Raw genomic sequence first — 18,525 nt, 5'->3', positions numbered from 1 at the left:
CACATAATTATTCGCAGAAAATTTTAACTTTCATTTTCAAAGAGATAATCCAATGAATACAAAACCTATTGACAAGCAACGTTTCGCTCTTTTCTTTGCTGGAATTTTTAGTGCGATGACTTTGGGTGGTTCGGTAGCTGTACAAGCACAGACAGAATCACAACCCAGTTCTCCACCCAAATTCACCAAATTCCAAGCAGGTCAATTAAAAATACAAGGCAATGGGAAGCCGTTTAAACCTACTGGACTAAGACAGTCTGAAAAACCAACTGGAGGTAGGCGGGGAATTCCTGATGGTATAGACGATCGCACTCCTATGCTTAGCCGAGAATACCCTTGGTCAGCTATTGGACGGGTACAAGGAACAACAACTGATGCCCAAAGCTATCACTGTACTGGTACTTTAATTGCTGACGATATAGTTTTGACAAATTCCCACTGTGTTATTGATCCTGAAACTCATCAACTCAGTAAAAAAATTCAGTTTCGACCTAATGTTATCAATGGTGTTGTGAGCGATGAAAGAGATATAGCGACAGTAGATCAAGTAATTTATGGTACAGACTTTACTGGTGACAGCGCCACCAATCAGACTAACGACTGGGCAATTATGAAAATTGATAAACCACTGGGTCGCAAGTATGGTTATTTAGGGTGGAAATCTCTTCCTACTGCTGCACTGTTGAAGAATAAACAAAAATTATTTTTTGTCGGCTACTCTGGTGACTTTCCCGATCCTAATAAAAAAGGCTATGAGTATCTAAGTGCTGGTCAAGGATGGACTGCGGGATTTCAAGCTGGATGTAGTATTGTTCGGGAGGAGGAAAACGTCCTATTTCATGATTGTGACACTGCCGGCGGTTCTTCTGGTGGCCCTATCATCGGCTTGATTGATGGACAGCCATATATTGTGGCTCTTAACAATGCTGAAATTAAAAATACCAACACTCATCAAGATATTATCAACCTGGCTGTAAAAATCTCCTTCTTAGATGAGTTGGCAGCTAATAAGTAAAATTTCCACAATGTAATTGTCCTAAATGGGATAGGTAATATTACTGTAGAGACTTTGAATGCAATGTCTCTACAACCCAAAACCTAAAATTGTAATTACCCAAAATTCCTGATTGACCGACTCCTAACCCTCTTTCATGAGTAGGCTTTCTAGATTTTGTATTTTGCCTATGAGGGTTTATGGGTGTAAGTGATTACAACCTTTATACGCTTACAGCCTTATTTCCTTACACCCAGTTTCAACGGATAAGCTTGGTGTATCAGCCCTACGGTATAAGGCGATCGCCTGGAACAGTAAAATTTATACGTAAAAGCTTTTGCTATAAATTACACTAGTATTAATTATAGAACTTTTTAATTCTACCTGCTACATATTTCTTAACAATAGCAATGTATAGGAGTTGTTTCCTTAAAGTTGTTTATGCTTTATGCTTGATACTTGTGTCTAAATTATTCAAAATTTGCATTAATCTAACTCGTATTAATGTACCGAGTTTGAGAAATTCAGGCTACTAAAGATTATGCAAAAATCATTGATTGTAAAAAAGTCAAAAACAGTTTAATCTATTCTAGATGTAAACTCATAGCATAATAGCCAAAACCAGAAGTTAATTTTTAAACAATCTAGGAAACAGAAAAAGAAAATTATCAATATATATTTACCAAAGCTATAGTTAGTCAATAAATATATTCATTTTGTTTAAAAATAGATCAATAATCAGCAGGGCAATTTTATTAAATCTTGTATATTTAATAAATATTTGTAACTATAGCTTACAGAATTATCAGTGGTGCTTATCTATAAAATGTGAGAACTGAATCTTAAGTTTTAAGTCCTGAGTTCTCAGTAGAGTCATGGGGTTATATGGTAATCATAATGCTATTTTGCTATCCTCTACATTCCCCTCATTTCTGCTGAGTTCTCATTCAGTAACAACTTGAATGCGTATTCCCACACCACTATGAAATACCAGGTATTAGAGCGTATTTTTAATAAACCTTCATACCCACGTAAATTTGAACGCTTAGAACTGGATCAAAATTTACATATTTTAGATACTTCCGAGCAAGTCCAAAGGTTTGCTGCTCGACCAGAAGAGGTGATTCAAGGAAAAGATGTGCGCCTAAGTTTTCCAGAATTTATAGGTCTAGAAGATGTTCTAGAATCTATCCTGAAAGGAGAACAAGAACTATTTGAAATAGCTGGAGTTAGACGAGACACAGAGCAGATATCTGAGATTTATATAGATATATATATTATCGGTGAACAACTTGATTCAACCTCTTGCAATAAATTAATTATCCTGATTGAAGAGGTTACCGAAAGGCTAGCTTTAGAACAGAAATTAACACAGAGATATCAGGAAGCTAGTCTGTTATCAAGTACTTTAATAGTATACAAAAATTACATGGAACAAGTTATCAACTCAATGGCAGATGCCTTGTTGGTAACAAGTAATTCAGGAACGATAAAAAAAATTAATTTTGCTACAGAAAAATTATTTGGTTACAGCGAATCAGAGTTAGTTGGAAAGCCCATATCGTTAATAATTGATGATTATACATTATTGCAAAAATATTTATCATCTCAGCAAAGCTCTGCAAATATAGAAGTAGTTTGCCGTACTAAAAAAACAGAAAAGTTGTTAATTGCTTTTTCTTGTTCAGCTATTCATCACCATACAGAAAGCTTAGAGGATATTGTCTATATTGGTCGGGACATTACTGCTCGCCAGCGCCGAGAGCAGCGGATTTGTGCTCAGTATGCGATTACCCGCATTTTATCAGAATCCCAAAGCATAAAGCAGGCCATGCCAAAAGTTTTGCAGGCGATTTGTCAAACTTTAGGATGGGATGTGGGAGAGCTTTGGACACCAAATCAATATATAACTAAATTGGCGCAACATGATAGTGCTAATGTTGTGCTCAGATGTGTAGAAATTTGGTCAAGTAGACTAGTTTCGGTTCGAGAGTTTAAAGCAATTACTTGGCAAACAACTTATAACTCTGGTGTAGGATTACCCGGCCGAATTTGGGCTAGACGTTCGCCACTTTGGATTAAAGATATTGCAGATGATGATGACTTGCAGCGATCGCAACCAGCCGCAGCAGCAGAATTACAGGCTGCATTTGGCTTCCCCATCTTAGATGACAGTGAAATTTTAGGGGTAATGGTTTTTTTGAGCAAAGAGGTACAACAAAAAGATATAGACTTACTGCAAATGATGGTTTCTATTGGTAGCCAAATTTCCCATTTTGTCAAATGCAAACATACAGAAGCAGCTTTGGTAGAAAGTGAAGAACGATATCGAGATTTATTAGAAAATGCTAATGACTTAATTCAGTCTGTTAACGTTTATGGACGTTTTTTATATGTGAATAAGGCATGGCAAAAAACCTTAGGCTATAGTGCAGATGAAATTGCTAGGATGAATCTTTTTGACATCATTCATCCTGATTTTCAACAACGCAGCCGCCAAAAATTTTATAACGTGATGTCAGGAGAAAAACTGGAACAAGTCCAAACTGCATTTCTTACTAAAAATGGTCAACCAATCTTTGTAGAAGGAAATATTAATTGTAAATTTGTAGAAGGAAAACCGACAGCTATTAGGGGGATTTTTCGGAATGTTACCCAGCGATTATTAGCAGAAGAAGCCTTGCGTCATCAACAAGAGCAAACTAAACATCTGTTGGGAAATATCTCGTCACCAGTAATTTCTCAACCTCCGCAACAATTAGGCAGCATAGCAAAAGACTTTGTTGATGTTACAGTTTTATTTGCGGATATTGTCGGCTTGAGTAAAATCGCTGCTGCAATGAGTGCGATGCAATTGATCAGCTTACTCAATCCTATTTTTTCTGCTTTTGATCGCTTGAGCGAAAAGTATGGTCTAAAGAAAATTCATAGTATTAACGAAGTTTATATGGTAATTGGTGGGTTACCTGTACAACGTTCAGATCATGCTCAAGCGATCGCTCACATGGCCTTTGATATGCAAACTGCGATCGCCTTATTTAATAGCGAGCATCATCAACACTTTAACATCCGCATCGGCATCCATAGCGGTCCTCTATTACTAGGCATCATGGACGTACAAAAATTTAACTATAACCGCTGGGGAGAAACAGTGAACCTTGCTAGCTGCATGGAATCTCAAGGAATTCCTGGGCAAATTCAAGTGTCACAAAATACCTACGAACGTTTATGTAATGAATTTTTGTTGGAAAGGCGAGGTGAAATTAAAGTTCAAGGAAGAGGAAAAATGACAACTTATCTATTGATTGGGCGCAAATAATTTGAATTCCTGCTGGTTTGGAAACAGCGATCGCCTTGTGATTACTTCGCTAATCACTTTAAAATATTCCGCACCACCGCTTGCCCAATATTCATCTTCTAACGCTTTGTGCAATTTCGCCCTCGCCTTTGGGTAGTTTTTCTCTGCTTCTGTAAGCAGTCCTAATTGTTCATAGTAGTGGCATGGCAAGGCTAAAGTTGTGCATTAGATTTCTAATTGATAGGGCGCTAAAGCGCAACTACGAACATTTTTTATTGCAACATTTTAGTCTTGTCACGCCAGTAGGCTGCGTTATGCTTCTGGCTAACGCACCACCGATTAAAGTAATCAGATTAATTTTTGCAAGCTGATGCATTAACAATGCAGGATAATTACACAATAGGGTGCGTTAACCTACCCTCCAGGAACGCTAAAAGCGAACGGCAGAACACACCCTACGACTGAAAACAGCTAAGGAGTATTAGGAATTAATCTACCACAGGGATAAGTAGCTGCTTGCTGGGATGCACTGTCTGCAACAGCCGCAGGTATTTGATCTGATGGTTGTGCTTTAGCTGCTAGATAGTCTTTGCGCAATGTCTCGAGAATTGCTTCTCGTCTGTCGTACAGCCGCTTCAAAGGACGAGGCTGGCATTGCTTAAGGACGTATGCTGTTACTAGTGGTAAAGCAAGCGTACTATCGGTATAACAAACAATCGTGCTGGGCAATTCTTCTGGGTCAATCTTACCCCAACTAACAGCTTCTGAAGGAGTTGCCCCAGACAAACCACCTGTATCTGGACGCGCATCGGTAAACTGAACAAAGTAATCGTGTCCGCGTTCTTCTAGCCCTAGTACTTCGTGAATTTGCGGTTGGGTTTGTAGCAAAAAGTTTTTAGGACTACCGCCGCCAATAATCACAGCTGCACTTTTACCTTCTCCTTCCCGTGCATTGTAGGCGATCGCAGCTGTTTCGTTCACGTCAATTGATGGATCTAAAATTAGCTGCGAACCTTCCAACGCCAAGGCTGCGACGTTCATCCCAATGGAACTATCCCCAGGCGAAGACGTATAAATGGGTACACCATACTCATAAGCTGTTGCCAACAAGCAGGAATTTTTCACACCCAATTGCTTTTCGATTTCCCAAACATACTTTCCTAGCAAATGATGAAATTCAGCAGTTCCCATCCGTTTTTGAAAAGCTTCAGCTTGTAGTATCTTACGGATAAAAGCATCAGTTTCCAGCAGTACATCGTAGCCGAAAATAATGTCATAAATTCGGATAGTTCCTTCTTGGCGTAGCTTGACATCATCCAAAAACGGATTACCCGCGAAGAGTTCAAAACCCAAACCGTAGTGCATATCGTGGTAAAGATTTGCACCGGTGCTAATCATCCAGTCAATAAAGCCGTTGCGAATCAAAGGTGCAAGGACGGAAACCCCGAATCCGGCTGGTGTCATCGCACCGGAAAGGCTAACACCCACCGTTACACCGTCCGTTAGCACATCGCGACTCAGCAGTTGGCAAATTTCCCGTAACCGCGCTGAGTTGTAAGCGGTGAAGTAATTATCAATCAAATCAACCACTCCAATATCTGCTGACATCGGTGTGGGTGCAATTTTTTGACCCAGCTGTTTTGACATTTTGAGAATCCCGAAAAGTAAACGCGCCGAATCTAATGTTATCTAGCTTTCTGCTAATTCTTGTACAACCTTGAGATAGCAATCGTAGGCACTTTGCCCAAAACACACAAAAATTACTTGTTCTAAAGACTTATGGCTATGTAAAAACTTGTTAACTTCTGCGATCGCAATTCTGCTAGCGCGTTCTAATGGAAACCCATAAACACCTGTGCTAATCGCTGGGAAAGCAATACTTTTAATTTGATATTGTTCAGCCAAGGTCAAACTGTTGCGATAACATCGAGCTAACATCTCGTCTTCACCTTGATTGCCACCGTACCAAATGGGACCGACTGTGTGAATTACCCATTTTGCTGGCAGTTTGTAACCTTTGGTGATTTTAGCTTCTCCAGTGGCACATCCATGTAACTGGCGACATTCTGCCAACAATTCAGGCCCAGCTGCACGATGAATTGCACCATCAACACCGCCACCACCAAGTAGAGAATTTTTAGCAGCATTGACAATCGCATCTACTTGTAGCTGAGTAATATCACCTTGAAAAACTGATGTTTGCTTGATCATCTTTGGTCTGCCATTGTTGTGAGCGTTTTGTAACATCAAAGCTGCATGAATTGCTTGCAGTCTGTTGAATATTGCCAGAAAGTGTCCATTTTCAATCATCCCAGCTAAATGACCACTACAAAAGCGCTCTTTACGAACGTGTGTTGTGAACAATTTCTGCAATGTAGAAATGTCTGCTAAAGTTAATAATTCTGGATCTGTGACAAAACGATGAGCTTCATTCTCCCAAGCAGTCCAATCAAAGTCAATGACAAAATTTTCTTGGTAAACAGATGTAATGAAGCTATCAAATTCTTTAGAATAACAATAAGGATTTAAAGTCAAAGGTTCAGTTTGTATGTCATATAACTTTGCTTCTTTATCCGAAAATAAGGTTAAAAAAGCTAAGATGATTTCAATATTTTTCAGTGTAATTGTAGTGGACATCTAGAAAATACAAGTTAAGTAAAATTGGATAAAGAACAAAATTTTACTTTATTTTAAGTTGATATCATGGATTGCGTAAATCAGGAAGGATGAAATAGAATTTAATCTTTCCTAGTTCTTTCTAGCTATCCGTTGTTAAAGTTATTGCCAGTATTGTCAAATAAAATTAATGAAAAACGATACCCCACAACAATTAGATTCAGACCAAGAGATTGCACGTGTAATTGACGAAGTAATGTCCTCATCTTTAAGCAATGAACAGTATCGCCAAAAGATGCAGCGACGTAAAGAAGTACAGGAAAAGCGCATAGCGCAAGCTGTACCTGAAAAAGGATTAATTATTGTAAATACTGGTAATGGTAAAGGTAAAACAACAGCGGCCTTGGGGATGGTGATGCGATCACTTGGTCACGGATATAAAGTGGCGATCGTCCAATTTATCAAAGGAGCCTGGGAACCTTCAGAAAAAAGGGTGTTCAGTAATTGGCAAGACCAGTTAGAATTTCATGCGATGGGCGAAGGCTTTACATGGGAAACTCAAGACCGCGATCGCGATTTAGATAAAGCTCAAGCCGCCTGGGAAAAATCATTAGAATATATCCGTAAGCCAGACTTCAGATTAGTTTTATTAGATGAAATTAATATTGCTCTGAAAATGGGTTACTTACAAGTTGACCAAGTGTTAGCAGGTTTAGCCGAAAAACCTGCTGATACTCACGTTATTCTTACAGGTAGAGGCGCACCAGCCGCGTTAATCGAGCGAGCTGATTTAGTCACAGAAATGACCCTAGTTAAGCATCCCTTCCGCGATCAAGGCGTGAAAGCTCAACCAGGAATTGAGTATTAAAAAATTTGTCATTAACTATTGTAGGGTGGGCAATGCCCACCATATGTAGGTTATGGTGTTTTTCAAAAAACAAATAGTAACCCTGCCTAATCTATTTTTAATTACGCTCGTGTGTTGCACTGCTTACAGTGAGGCTGACATTTTCATCAGTGCGCTGCTGCATTGTCAATTAATGCATAATGTCATCAAGTTTAAATCGTAAATTGGGAAATAGATAAGAAGAAATAGTATCTCCTAAACGATATTGTTGCTGCTGGTATACACCGTTAACTAACTGACAGATGGTGAAGGTGGGTTGTTTTGGATTACCAATAAATTGCCAACCACCCAAGCCACGAAAGTCCACAATCCAATACTCTGGGATGTTAAGAAAAGCATATTCTTCAACTTTTCTGGCATAATCATCCTGCCAATTAGTGCTGACAAGTTCAGCAACAAGTTTGATAGTACTACCGTTACAAATAATAGGTTCTTTTTGCCAGAGTGGTTCTTTACTAAGTTCTACTTTATCTAAAATAATTACATCAGGACGCAACGCTGTTGCTTCAGCCGCAGGCGGTTTGATCAGACAAGTTTTTGGAACTAGCCAGTTGAAATTAGAACTAAAAATTTCGACATAGATTCTACCAGCTATGCTACCTGCAACAGCTTCGTGGGGACCAGTAGGTTCCATGTCTCTTAGCTCTCCATCAATTAATTCGTAGCGTGTATTGTCACCATATTGGGCAATAAATTCCTCAAAAGTAAATACTTTAGGCGGGGTGTAGGTCATAGGTCTTGTTTGGACTAGACGTAGCCTTATTGTAGCGAAGGCACTTCTACGGTATAGACTTTGCAGCAAACAACTATTAGCGATCGCAATACTCTTAATGACCCCAGGATCGGCACCAATATCTTTGGTGGATTAGTGACAAACGACGATGCAGCTTAATTTGGAAGATTTGAAATAATCAGCAGTACCGCAAACTTTTAAATCATAAATTAGGAATTAGGTTTTTCATAATTCCTAATTTATAATTTTTACTTCATCACTCATTATTTAACTAGTTTGCGGTATTCGCTGGCAGTAGGTTGATTACACATCTGCAAAATGCGTTGGTCATTAGTACTAACAGACTTTAGCTGATGGTAATCTTGCAGTGCGACTGAGTAAGCATAGCTACTTAACTCATCATCATTAATGCTAGGTATGCTATTAGTTGTAGCAACCTGATTTGAGCTACTTTCATCTGGCGAAGCATTAACCGTCATCGCCAATTCTCCTGAGCGGTCAACTGTGCCCTGAAAACAACTAAACTCAGAATTGGGCATATACATTGCACCCTTCACCTGAGCTTGGCGCTTCTCAAATACGATATACCCTTGACCAATCTGGTTTGGTGTTGGCGATTGACCGTACAGATAAACTCCATCTTTTTGGGGGAGATTACTAATCGGCACATTTCCCGCTTCTAGGGCAGATTTTTGAGATCTGCTCACCATTACTGTAGTTGCGGGTGCTGTTTTTAAGCCCTTTGCTGAACTTTTAGAAGACGGTTGGAGAAAAGTTTCAGTAGATGACAGTTCAATTTTAGGAACGGTAGCCGACTTAGTAACTTGTCTGTATTGCCAATTCTCACTATTGTTTTGAGTTTCGGAAGCCGTCAAACCTTGATTTCTTTGCGCTCTAACTTCTCTTAGCTTTGATAAAACATGAGCAGAACTATTTTGAGAATCTATTTTGATTTGATTACTCAGTACAGGTTTAGTCTGTTCACCCAAAACACCAAGGGTAATTATTAAAGCAACAGTGGGAATTGTCACCCGACGAGAGGAACAGAACTCATAAATGTTATTACCCACCTGATTTCTCCTGTTAAAAAACTAACTACTCTCTTAGCACCTTACTTAAAGTTAACTAAGTATTTGTAACGCAAGGCTCCCTCAAAGGTTTGATTTATATTGTCCGGGAAATAAAATTCCGCAAACCGAAATTTTTATGTACTTTGCGATCGCAAACTTAGATTACCGCCCTCAAGCCATCTGCTGCTTCACCCTACAGAGTCACCCGATCGGGTGATACAAGAGACCAGAATAAAAAATTATTTTTTATTTTGAATTTAAAAAACTGTTGACATTTATCCAGAAACATCTAACTTTTGTCCTATATCTTTAGTCACGGTATAGGCAACTACAAAAGCATTTTCCCTGATTACGGATTATGTCTAAAGATTTTTCTCAACAGCGATTTGCTGTGGAGTGGATAGTGCCTCAGCTATGCAAACAAAACAAAGCCCACCTACCCAACCCTACGGGAACGCCTGCCGTAGGATGCCCAAAGGTCTGTAGGGCGAAAGTGGGCTAAATGGACTGTTTGAGCCTGGATACCAGGCGTTGTATATGTTGCCCCAGATAGGGCTTGTGCGTACACGGTAGCCTCACAAACAAGAAGCGCTATAGAAGGACTGCCGCGATTTAGTTAACTGAACTGTATAGTTTCAACAAAATCTAAAATCTTTTCTTTGATCTTTTTAGCTTCTTCTTCCACCGTAGCGGGAGTTTCGCCGTTTAAAAAGCTGCGCTGATTACTAACTATATATAAAAAATCAGCCTTAATAAAGACAAGTAACCCTCGGTACGCATCTAATCTTGTGGCAGACCCGTTATTTTCTTGCTTAGAAATTGTTGACCCTTGTGGCATATCAACTAACACATAGTAAGCTCCTGCTAATGTGTCTTCCAAATATTCAGCATACTTGATTTGAGCATTTGGTATGTTGGCAAAAATTGCCTGAGGTACATATCTATCTACTAAAATCGATTGCAGATATTCTTCCTGTCCCAAAGATTCTATTTCCTCTTCATGTTCTGGAGGAATAGGATAATAATCAATCCTGATTAAAGTGCCAAAGTCATCAGAAAAGCCAACTACTCCTTCCTGGCTTTGAATTCTACCCCCCTGCTCCGAGTTAACAGGAATTGGCACTGTAAAATTTCCTAAAGGCGATTCGTATACTTCATCGCCATAATCTTCCACTAACATGATTTCAACTTCGTCATCTGCAAATTCTAGATTTTCTGCTTCTTCAAAAGCAGCAATTACCTCTTGGATAATTTCTTCTGCTTCCTCATCTTCTAAATCTAGGGCTTGTTGTAACTCTTTGAGATAAAGTTGTTTTTCTTTGGGAATAACGAATTCTTCGTCTACAAGTACGATCGCACCAGCCGCAAAAGCATCTAGCACTATGTCATCTGAAAGGGCTGCACTGGCGGTATTAAACAAAGCGCCGAGTCCGTTTTCTGCTGCAATCTCTAAAAGTCTTTGAACTATATCTGTGATTTCTTCTTCTGAGTATTCCTCAAACACCTCAAAATCCCAGAGAACAGTGGCTAAAGCTTCTGCGTCTATTTCTTCTATAGAAGAATCAGCGATCGCGGTGATAACTGCGATCGCTGCTACTGCTTCTTCTGGACTAAAAGATTCTTTTGTAGTCTGTTTTGAATCAAAAATTTTATCGTACTTAGTCATTATTGCTACCTCTGAAAAATACCTTTCTAGTAATAACTGATTAAAAGTGACAATGGTTAGTTTAGCAATGTAGCGAATCTGTGCCACAACAGATTCGCTATAGCATCATCTAATTGTGCTGCCTTGAAACATAAAGGAAGTGATTGGCAATGCTTTCATAGAACTTCATATCAGTCCAGTAACTTAGATGTCCCCCAGTTCCCCAACTTGTTTGAGATGTCATTTCCTCATTTTTGAGGTTTTCGTAGTAATCTAGATTACCGCTAATTGGATCTTGCAAGTGGAAATAATTCACCCAAGAAATTTGCTCAAGTTGGCAAACTACAGGATTTTTGGATAAGTAGGGAGTTTTCCGAATCAATTCTGGCTTCACACGGAAGGAGTTAAGCTGTTCGATAATCCGTCGTCGAATATACTGCTGTTCCTGTGCCACATTTCGGAAGAAAAAAGCGATTTTATCTAGTGGTGAACCAAAAGTAATTAGTCCTTTGAGCTTATCGATACGCATACTTTTACCCAAGTCTGGAGCAAGGCTGGACTCAATACAGAGAAGATTTAATGTATCGTAGGCAATACAACTACCTAGGGAATGTCCAGCTATGATGACTTGGTCGTAATTAGCTTGCTGATCTTGCAGAATTTCTTGGAGTAATGTTAAGCATTCTGAAATCACCTGTTGGCGAATTTTTTGGTAAGGTGATTTGGGATCGGTTTTGGTGTATATAGCAACATCACCAACAAAATTGATTAAAGGTGGAGTTATCAGCGTTTTACTCAGTTTCCACGCCGATTGGAGATAACGTCCTTTGAGAAATGGACCTGCAAACAATAGAACTAATAAAAGTCCCAGTCGCAATATAGGATAGATCAAGTTAAATATACGCAGAAATATGGTGAGCGATCGCAAGCGGAATTTAAACAAGCCTTTGCGATTTTGGTTCTCCAAAAGCTTATCTAATAAATCTTTGTTCTCCGGGCGGTTGTAAAACTCGATTGTGCCATCAAGTGTCTGCTCTGCCCATTGCAATATTTCAGGCACAGTGATTTTATTTTCTGTATCTGGTGCCCAGTAATATTCGTGAACGTCAATTAGTCCTTGTTGTTCATTGTCTGTCGGAGTTAATCTGACAAAGCTTTCCGTCCACCCACTACCATTTGATAATCTACGCCTAGCAATATGGTGTTCTAAATCGGTTGGTAATTTCTGCTCTTCAAAGTATTTGAGCAAGTTCTGAGCAAAATAGTCTACAGTTTCATAAGGATTTTGTTCACCAATCCCGTGGATCAGTAAAAAAGCTGTGCGACCTTGAGGAAACCTGGCATTAATTGGTGTCTCAGTCATATGCTTACCACTTTTATAGAAAATATTTTGCTCTTATAGCGGTTTGTGCTTGAGTGAAAACTGCTTACTAGTTCACCTAGATTAGCCATCCACCCCCACTACTAATTTTTTCCAGTCTTTAGCAGATAGACAGCTGCTATTTATAGTGTCACGAGCCTGAAGCGAAATTCCTAATACCTGTTAACAAGTTTATATTTCGTCAGATAGTTTGTAAGCTATTTCCAGGGTTTTCGGCATATTATCTATAGTTCAGCAATGCTTATTTATATTTAAAATTTTTGATGCTAGATACATTAGATTTGAGCCTCACTTTGGAGAAAGCCACCTATAAGTCCGAGATTGACAGGCTAATGCATCAACTGCGGACACTGCAAACTGCCTGTTGGGAAAAAAATTACCTGTGATTGTTGTCTTGGAGGGTTGGGCTGCTTCTGGCAAAGGTGGACTGGTTAAGCAAATGGTCTCCTACATCGATCCTCGCGGGTTTAAAGTACATCCCATTTGGGCTGCGGCTCCAGAGGAACGCCAATACCCATTTCTCTGGAGATTCTGGGAAAAACTACCCGCCCAAGGCGCAATTAGCATTTTTTATCACAGCTGGTATACCCATGTTCTAGAAGATCGGCTATTTGAGCGAGTAGCACCCGCCCAAATTCCGATATTAATGGGGCAAATTAACTCCTTTGAGCGACAGATGGTTGATAATAGGGTGGCGATCGCGAAATTTTGGTTGCATCTGAGCCGTAAAGAATTAAAAAGTCGCTTGAAAGAATATGCCAAAGATCCCCTAACAGCTTGGCGGGTGCGCAAAGAAGACTGGCAGCAAGAAAAACACTATGATCGCTATACGGCTTTGGCTGAAGAGATGCTAGTTCAAACCAGTACTGGTAGTTCTCCCTGGACTTTAGTAGAAGGTGACTCACAGCGCTGGGCACGGGTAAAGGTGCTAACCCATCTAGCTGCAACTTTAACTACTGCTCTAGATCGGCTGCAAATCCAGCTTCCTACTCCTATCCTGCCTGCACAAGTTCATTTAGAACCCACAGAGCCAAACTTACTAGCACAAATTGATTTGAGCCAAAGTCTGTCAGAAGTAGACTACGATGAGCAATTAGCTACCGAACAGATACAACTGCGTCAGTTACAGTTAAGTATCCACAAGTATCAAATTCCTGTACTAGTACTGTTTGAAGGTTGGGATGCAGCAGGTAAAGGTGGGGCTATTAAGCGTCTCACTGATATCCTTGACCCTCGCAGTTACTTCGTTCATCCTTTTGCTGCGCCGTCAGATGAAGAAAAAGCTCATCATTATCTTTGGCGATTCTGGCGGCAATTACCCACCACTGGCACCATCGGGATTTTTGACCGTTCTTGGTACGGACGGGTTTTAGTCGAGCGAGTCGAAGGATTTGCGGTAGAAACAGAGTGGCGTAGAGCTTACCAAGAAATTAATGAATTTGAAGCCCAGTTAACAAATGCAGGCTACGTTTTAGTCAAGTTTTGGCTGCACATTAGCCCAGAGGAACAACTCAAGCGCTTTAATGAGCGTCAAAATGACCCCTTTAAACAGTACAAGCTCACCGATGAAGACTGGCGCAATCGGGAAAAATGGCCTGACTACGAAGTAGCAGTCAATCAAGCGATTCAACGTACCACCACCCCAACGGCTCCCTGGACAATCGTTGCTGCTAATGACAAATACTATGCCAGAGTCAAGGTGATTGAAACAGTTGTTGATGCAATTCAAGCTGAAATCAAACGCCGTAAGAAAGGGAATCGTTTAATTTTTTAGTGCGGCTTTCGATAAATTCGGTTTGAAATGCAGAGGTACAAAGAGTCTTTCTGAAGTAAGGCGATCGCACCTCGAATTTATTAATGTATTTTTGAGATTGCAAAAGTAGCAATATATCTAGAGGTAGAAGCTTAAACTAGCTGGAGATAGATGCTAAAAAAAGAAAATTGATTAGATAATACCCATGTTTGCAGTTAAATAAATACTTTAAAAGCAAAATATCCTTAGATCTGCAAACCTTTATTCTCTAAAACCTTAAATCTTTTTATGGTACAGACTCCTCCATCTCAATTCTCTCCAGAGCAATACAAGGTAGATGCACCCAGTGAAGCAGTAGAAAATATAATAGAATCACCACCATCAGAGACAGAAATTAACTTAGAGTTTCTCTACACCAGGGATATTGAATTTCGTCAAGAAACTATTTACTTTATTGTGGTCGATCGCTTTCATGATGGCGATCCAGATAATAGCGAAGGTATTAACTCAGAACTTTACGATCCAAGTGGACAAGATTGGGGTAAGTACTGGGGTGGAGACTTACAAGGTGTTATTGATAAATTAGATTATTTAAAAAATATGGGAGTGACAGCCATTTGGCTAACTCCGTTGTTTGAGCAAGTTGAAGAGTTATTTGTTGGCAATGCTGCCATACATGGCTATTGGACAAAAGACTTTAAGCGGATCAATCCTCGCTTTATTGCTAAAGGAGAGAATCCTTCGTTAAACGCAACTCAGGAAACAAAAGATACAACATTTGACCGCTTGATTGCAGAAATGCACAAGCGCAATATGAAACTGGTGTTGGATATTGTTTGCAACCATAGCACTCCCGATACCAGTGGTAGCAAAGGTGAATTGTATGATGATGGTGTGAAAATTGCTGACTTCAATGATGATGTGAATCATTGGTATCATCATTACGGCGAAGTCCAAGACTGGGAAGACGATTGGCAAGTACAAAATTGCGAATTAGCAGGTTTAGCAACTTTCAATGAAAATAATAGCGAATATCGTGAGTACATCAAATCAGCAATTAAACAATGGCTAGACAGAGGTGTTGATGCACTGCGGGTAGATACTGTCAAGCATATGCCAATTTGGTTTTGGCAAGAATTCACTGGTGATATGTGTAATCACAAACCAGATGTATTCATTTTTGGTGAATGGATTTATAGCAATCCCAGTGACGATCGCTCTGTGGAATTTGCTAATAACTCTGGTATGACAATGCTAGACTTTGGGTTGTGTGTGGCGATTAGAGCCGCACTAGCACAAGGTTCAGAAAACGGATTTCATACAATTCAATATATATTTGACCAAGACCATCGCTACAGTGGGGCAACAGAGTTAATTACTTTTATCGATAACCATGATATGTCTCGCTTCCAATCGCTGAACCCCGATCCAGCGATGTTAAAGGTTGCGATCGCCCTGATTATGACCTGTCGTGGTATTCCCTGCATCTATTACGGCACAGAACAATATCTGCACAACGATACCGATGGCGGTAACGATCCTTACAATCGCCCCATGATGGAAAAATGGGATACCGACACGGAAATTTACCGTTATGTCAGGCTGCTTTCTGGTTTACGACGACTTAATCCAGCCGTATCAATGGGTAGCCACTGGCAAAAGTACTTAACAGAAGATGTTTATTGCTACTTGCGCCGCTATCGTGATTCTCTGTGTTTTGTGGCATTGAATCGTGGTGGAGAAGTTACTCTAGAAGAAGTGGACACAGAACTACCTGATGGCGAACATACCTGCGTAGTAACTCGTAACAAGTATGAAGTTAAAGATGGTAAGATTCAAAACTTGGTACTAGAAGAACGGGGAGTAATTGTTTTCAGCCACGTTGGGGAGAGAATCAAAGCACAAACAATTGTACGCGTGCAATTAAATGGCGTACAAACTCAACCAGGTGAAATCATCGTCGTCACAGGAGACTGTCCTGAGTTAGGTAACTGGGATATCGGCAAAGCCTATCCCCTAGAGTACATCAACACCAATACCTGGTTTGCGGAGATTCCGTTTAACGAGAGTACTGGTAAGTTAATCAGTTACAAATATGCCATGTGGCGTGAAGGGCGATCGCCCCTGCGCGAAAATACTGTACCTCGTCGTTGGGTAATTGCCAAAGAAGGCACAGTCAAATGGCGCGATACCTGGACATCGGGAAGGGAATCGTAGAAATATAGAATCAAGAGTGAGGAAGCAGAGTTTTCATTCTTCACTCTTGATTCTTCTCTACTCACAAATCAGTGACATGGAAAAAGCACTTGCCAAAAAGCCAGGGTTTTTGCCGGATTAAGAAAACTGAGTTCTTAATTTTGGATAAAGTCGAGCTTAGAAGTGCTAGAGATAACCAAAGTGATGTAATTGTTTTGGGGGCTTCTCGTGAAGGAATGCTGCAACAGGCAGTGCATGGTGATATTCCCGCCGCTATCTCCCGCAATAGCCAACAGACTGTCATTTTAGTCAGAGCTGCATCTGCTATTGGTACAGGTAAACCATAACACTCCTATTTGATTTGTGAACTTGATTAGTTCAGTCTCCTCTATTGCTGTTTTAATGTTATTAGCCATCTACCCGTAGATAGGTAATAAAAAATCTTCAGTCTATTTATATAGCTGCTTCTGGCTTTCTCTTGAATGATCGAACATTAATCTTGAGATTGTTATTTTGCTTTTGCAAACAGTTCCTCCGATGGATAGACTCAAATTCTTCTATCGCTTTAAAATTGGTACGAAAGCAGAGATAACCTACCAAAAAGAAGAATTCTGTTACCTCTAATTGCTGAAAAGTATAGATAGATAATTTGAGGCTGGATTATGAACAACATTCGCGTAATTTTAATTGAAGACCACGACCTCACTCGTATAGGAATGCGCGCTGCTTTAAAGCAAAAAGAAGGAATTCAGGTGATTGGTGAAGCTAAAGATGCCAAATCTGGTTTGTCGCTGCTTAAATCTATGCAACCAGATGTTGCAATAGTTGATGTGGGCTTACCAGATATGAGCGGCATTGAGTTAACCCAGATATTTAAAAATTCTGAGGAAGACTCATCTTTGCCAACTAAGATTTTAATTTTGACTATGAATGATAGTGAAGATACTGTTCTAGCTGCGTTTGCTGCTGGAGCAGATTCTTATTACATGAAAGATGCCAGCATTGAAAAATTAGCTGATGCTATCAGAATTACTCACGAAGGTAACTCATGGATTGATCCTGCTATTGCTCGGATTGTATTACAGCAAAGCAACAATGTTTATACAGAAGCAAATTCTCCTGTTAAACCTACAACAGTTGCAATTAACTCTTTGTCACCATCAGAAAGTGAATTTCTCCTTTCCTATCCTTTAACTGCACGTGAATTAGATGTATTGAAGTTGATAGTTGATGGGTGCAGTAATAGCCAAATTGGTGAGCAACTTTACATTACAGTCGGCACAGTTAAAACTCATGTTCGTAATATTTTAAACAAGCTTTCGGTCAGTGACCGTACTCAAATTGCAGTCCGCGCTTTGCGAGCAGGATTAGTTCGATAACTGTTGTTTAGAACATTTGCCACAGAATTTATAAATTCAACTGGTTCTATTGGCTTGACAAAGTAAGCCTGAAATCCCGATGCAAGTGCTTCTTTCTCAGCAATCTCTTGAGAATAAGCAGTTAGAGCAATTGCCGGAATTTGTTTTAGTTGCTTTGCAGACATTGCTCTAATTTTCCGCATCAGAGTACAACCGTCTATTTCAGGCAAGCCAATATCACAAAGTAATATATCAGGTTGCGTTTGTTCTAAAACTGCCAGCGCTTCATAGGCTGATCCTGTTACAGCTACATCCGCTCCTGAATCCTCTAACAGATAAGTCAGTAAGAGTTGTGTATCTTCATTATCTTCTACCAGCAAAACTCTTAAACCTTCTAAAATTAGAGAACTTTCCAGAATTTCAGCATTTAGGCTAGTTTTGGGCCGCATATTTTATCCTATCCCCAAAGTTTATTCTGAAAATTAATAGTTTCTTCAGAATTCTAACAGATAAAAAAAGTATGAGCAAAGGATTAAATTTCGGTCTTGAAATCCATTATAAAACTATTATTTGT

The 18,525-nt window shown here is 39.7% G+C and carries 15 protein-coding genes; 7 read left to right on the top strand and 8 right to left on the bottom strand.

The annotated features are described in order from the left end of the window. Positions 1-52: 52 nt before the first annotated feature. Both BV372_RS17460 and BV372_RS17455 read left to right on the top strand, forming a co-directional pair. Positions 53-1,015 (top strand): serine protease, encoded by a 963-nt coding sequence (locus BV372_RS17460; RefSeq protein WP_086687766.1) that lies wholly within the window; start codon positions 53-55, stop codon positions 1,013-1,015. A 961-nt stretch (positions 1,016-1,976) separates the two neighbouring features. Then, the gene (locus tag BV372_RS17455; protein WP_086687765.1) at positions 1,977-4,313 is read left to right on the top strand and encodes an adenylate/guanylate cyclase domain-containing protein; all 2,337 of its coding nucleotides are present in this window, start codon (positions 1,977-1,979) and stop codon (positions 4,311-4,313) included. Here BV372_RS17455 and BV372_RS17450 read toward each other — a convergent pair. The 3 genes from BV372_RS17450 to BV372_RS37145 all read right to left on the bottom strand — a co-directional run bounded on the left by BV372_RS17450 (position 4,293) and on the right by BV372_RS37145 (position 6,929). Further along, positions 4,293-4,502 (bottom strand): hypothetical protein, encoded by a 210-nt coding sequence (locus BV372_RS17450; RefSeq protein ID WP_086687764.1) that lies wholly within the window; start codon positions 4,500-4,502, stop codon positions 4,293-4,295. The two genes, BV372_RS17455 and BV372_RS17450, sit on opposite strands and share 21 nt — an antisense overlap. Positions 4,503-4,763: 261 nt before the next feature. Further along, on the bottom strand, positions 4,764-5,939 hold the full coding sequence (gene speY / locus BV372_RS17445) for a deoxyhypusine synthase (protein ID WP_086687763.1): 1,176 nt from the start codon (positions 5,937-5,939) through the stop codon (positions 4,764-4,766). A 42-nt stretch (positions 5,940-5,981) separates the two neighbouring features. After that, on the bottom strand, positions 5,982-6,929 hold the full coding sequence (locus BV372_RS37145) for an O-acetyl-ADP-ribose deacetylase (protein ID WP_218776738.1): 948 nt from the start codon (positions 6,927-6,929) through the stop codon (positions 5,982-5,984). A gap of 169 nt (positions 6,930-7,098) precedes the next feature. On the opposite strand from BV372_RS37145, the gene cobO reads away from it, so the two are divergent. Continuing rightward, positions 7,099-7,776 carry a cob(I)yrinic acid a,c-diamide adenosyltransferase gene (gene cobO, locus BV372_RS17435; RefSeq protein WP_086687762.1) on the top strand — a complete coding sequence of 226 codons (678 nt, stop codon included), beginning with the start codon at positions 7,099-7,101 and terminating at the stop codon, positions 7,774-7,776. A 169-nt stretch (positions 7,777-7,945) separates the two neighbouring features. On the opposite strand, the gene BV372_RS17430 is transcribed toward cobO, so the two are convergent. The 4 genes from BV372_RS17430 to BV372_RS17415 all read right to left on the bottom strand — a co-directional run bounded on the left by BV372_RS17430 (position 7,946) and on the right by BV372_RS17415 (position 12,626). Beyond that, the gene (locus BV372_RS17430) at positions 7,946-8,548 is read right to left on the bottom strand and encodes a Uma2 family endonuclease (RefSeq protein ID WP_086687761.1); all 603 of its coding nucleotides are present in this window, start codon (positions 8,546-8,548) and stop codon (positions 7,946-7,948) included. Between the two features lie 263 nt (positions 8,549-8,811). Next, entirely contained in the window at positions 8,812-9,618 is an 807-nt protein-coding gene (locus BV372_RS17425) for a hypothetical protein (RefSeq protein ID WP_086687760.1), read from the bottom strand. 616 nt (positions 9,619-10,234) lie between these two features. Continuing rightward, entirely contained in the window at positions 10,235-11,284 is a 1,050-nt protein-coding gene (locus tag BV372_RS17420; protein ID WP_086687833.1) for a hypothetical protein, read from the bottom strand. Between the two features lie 109 nt (positions 11,285-11,393). Continuing rightward, positions 11,394-12,626, bottom strand: coding sequence for a hypothetical protein (locus BV372_RS17415; protein ID WP_086687759.1), 1,233 nt, complete (start codon positions 12,624-12,626; stop codon positions 11,394-11,396). A gap of 400 nt (positions 12,627-13,026) precedes the next feature. Between BV372_RS17415 and pap the strand changes: the two genes are divergently transcribed. The 4 genes from pap (at position 13,027) to BV372_RS17395 (ending at position 17,972) form a co-directional block, all read left to right on the top strand. Then, positions 13,027-14,418 (top strand): polyphosphate:AMP phosphotransferase, encoded by a 1,392-nt coding sequence (pap, locus tag BV372_RS17410; RefSeq protein WP_256973291.1) that lies wholly within the window; start codon positions 13,027-13,029, stop codon positions 14,416-14,418. Positions 14,419-14,685: 267 nt separating this feature from the next. After that, complete coding sequence (locus tag BV372_RS17405) at positions 14,686-16,614, top strand: alpha-amylase family glycosyl hydrolase (protein ID WP_086687758.1); 1,929 nt, start codon at positions 14,686-14,688, stop codon at positions 16,612-16,614. 89 nt (positions 16,615-16,703) lie between these two features. After that, positions 16,704-16,940 carry a universal stress protein gene (locus tag BV372_RS17400; protein WP_143845169.1) on the top strand — a complete coding sequence of 79 codons (237 nt, stop codon included), beginning with the start codon at positions 16,704-16,706 and terminating at the stop codon, positions 16,938-16,940. A 315-nt stretch (positions 16,941-17,255) separates the two neighbouring features. Then, the gene (locus BV372_RS17395) at positions 17,256-17,972 is read left to right on the top strand and encodes a response regulator transcription factor (RefSeq protein ID WP_086687756.1); all 717 of its coding nucleotides are present in this window, start codon (positions 17,256-17,258) and stop codon (positions 17,970-17,972) included. Here BV372_RS17395 and BV372_RS17390 read toward each other — a convergent pair. Next, entirely contained in the window at positions 17,930-18,400 is a 471-nt protein-coding gene (locus tag BV372_RS17390) for a response regulator (protein WP_086687755.1), read from the bottom strand. The genes BV372_RS17395 and BV372_RS17390 overlap by 43 nt on opposite strands. Between the last annotated feature and the right edge of the window lie 125 nt (positions 18,401-18,525).

Origin of the sequence: Nostoc sp. T09, from assembly GCF_002154695.1 — a bacterium.
Classification (GTDB): domain Bacteria; phylum Cyanobacteriota; class Cyanobacteriia; order Cyanobacteriales; family Nostocaceae; genus Aulosira.
This window is presented reverse-complemented; position numbering and strand designations above follow the sequence as displayed.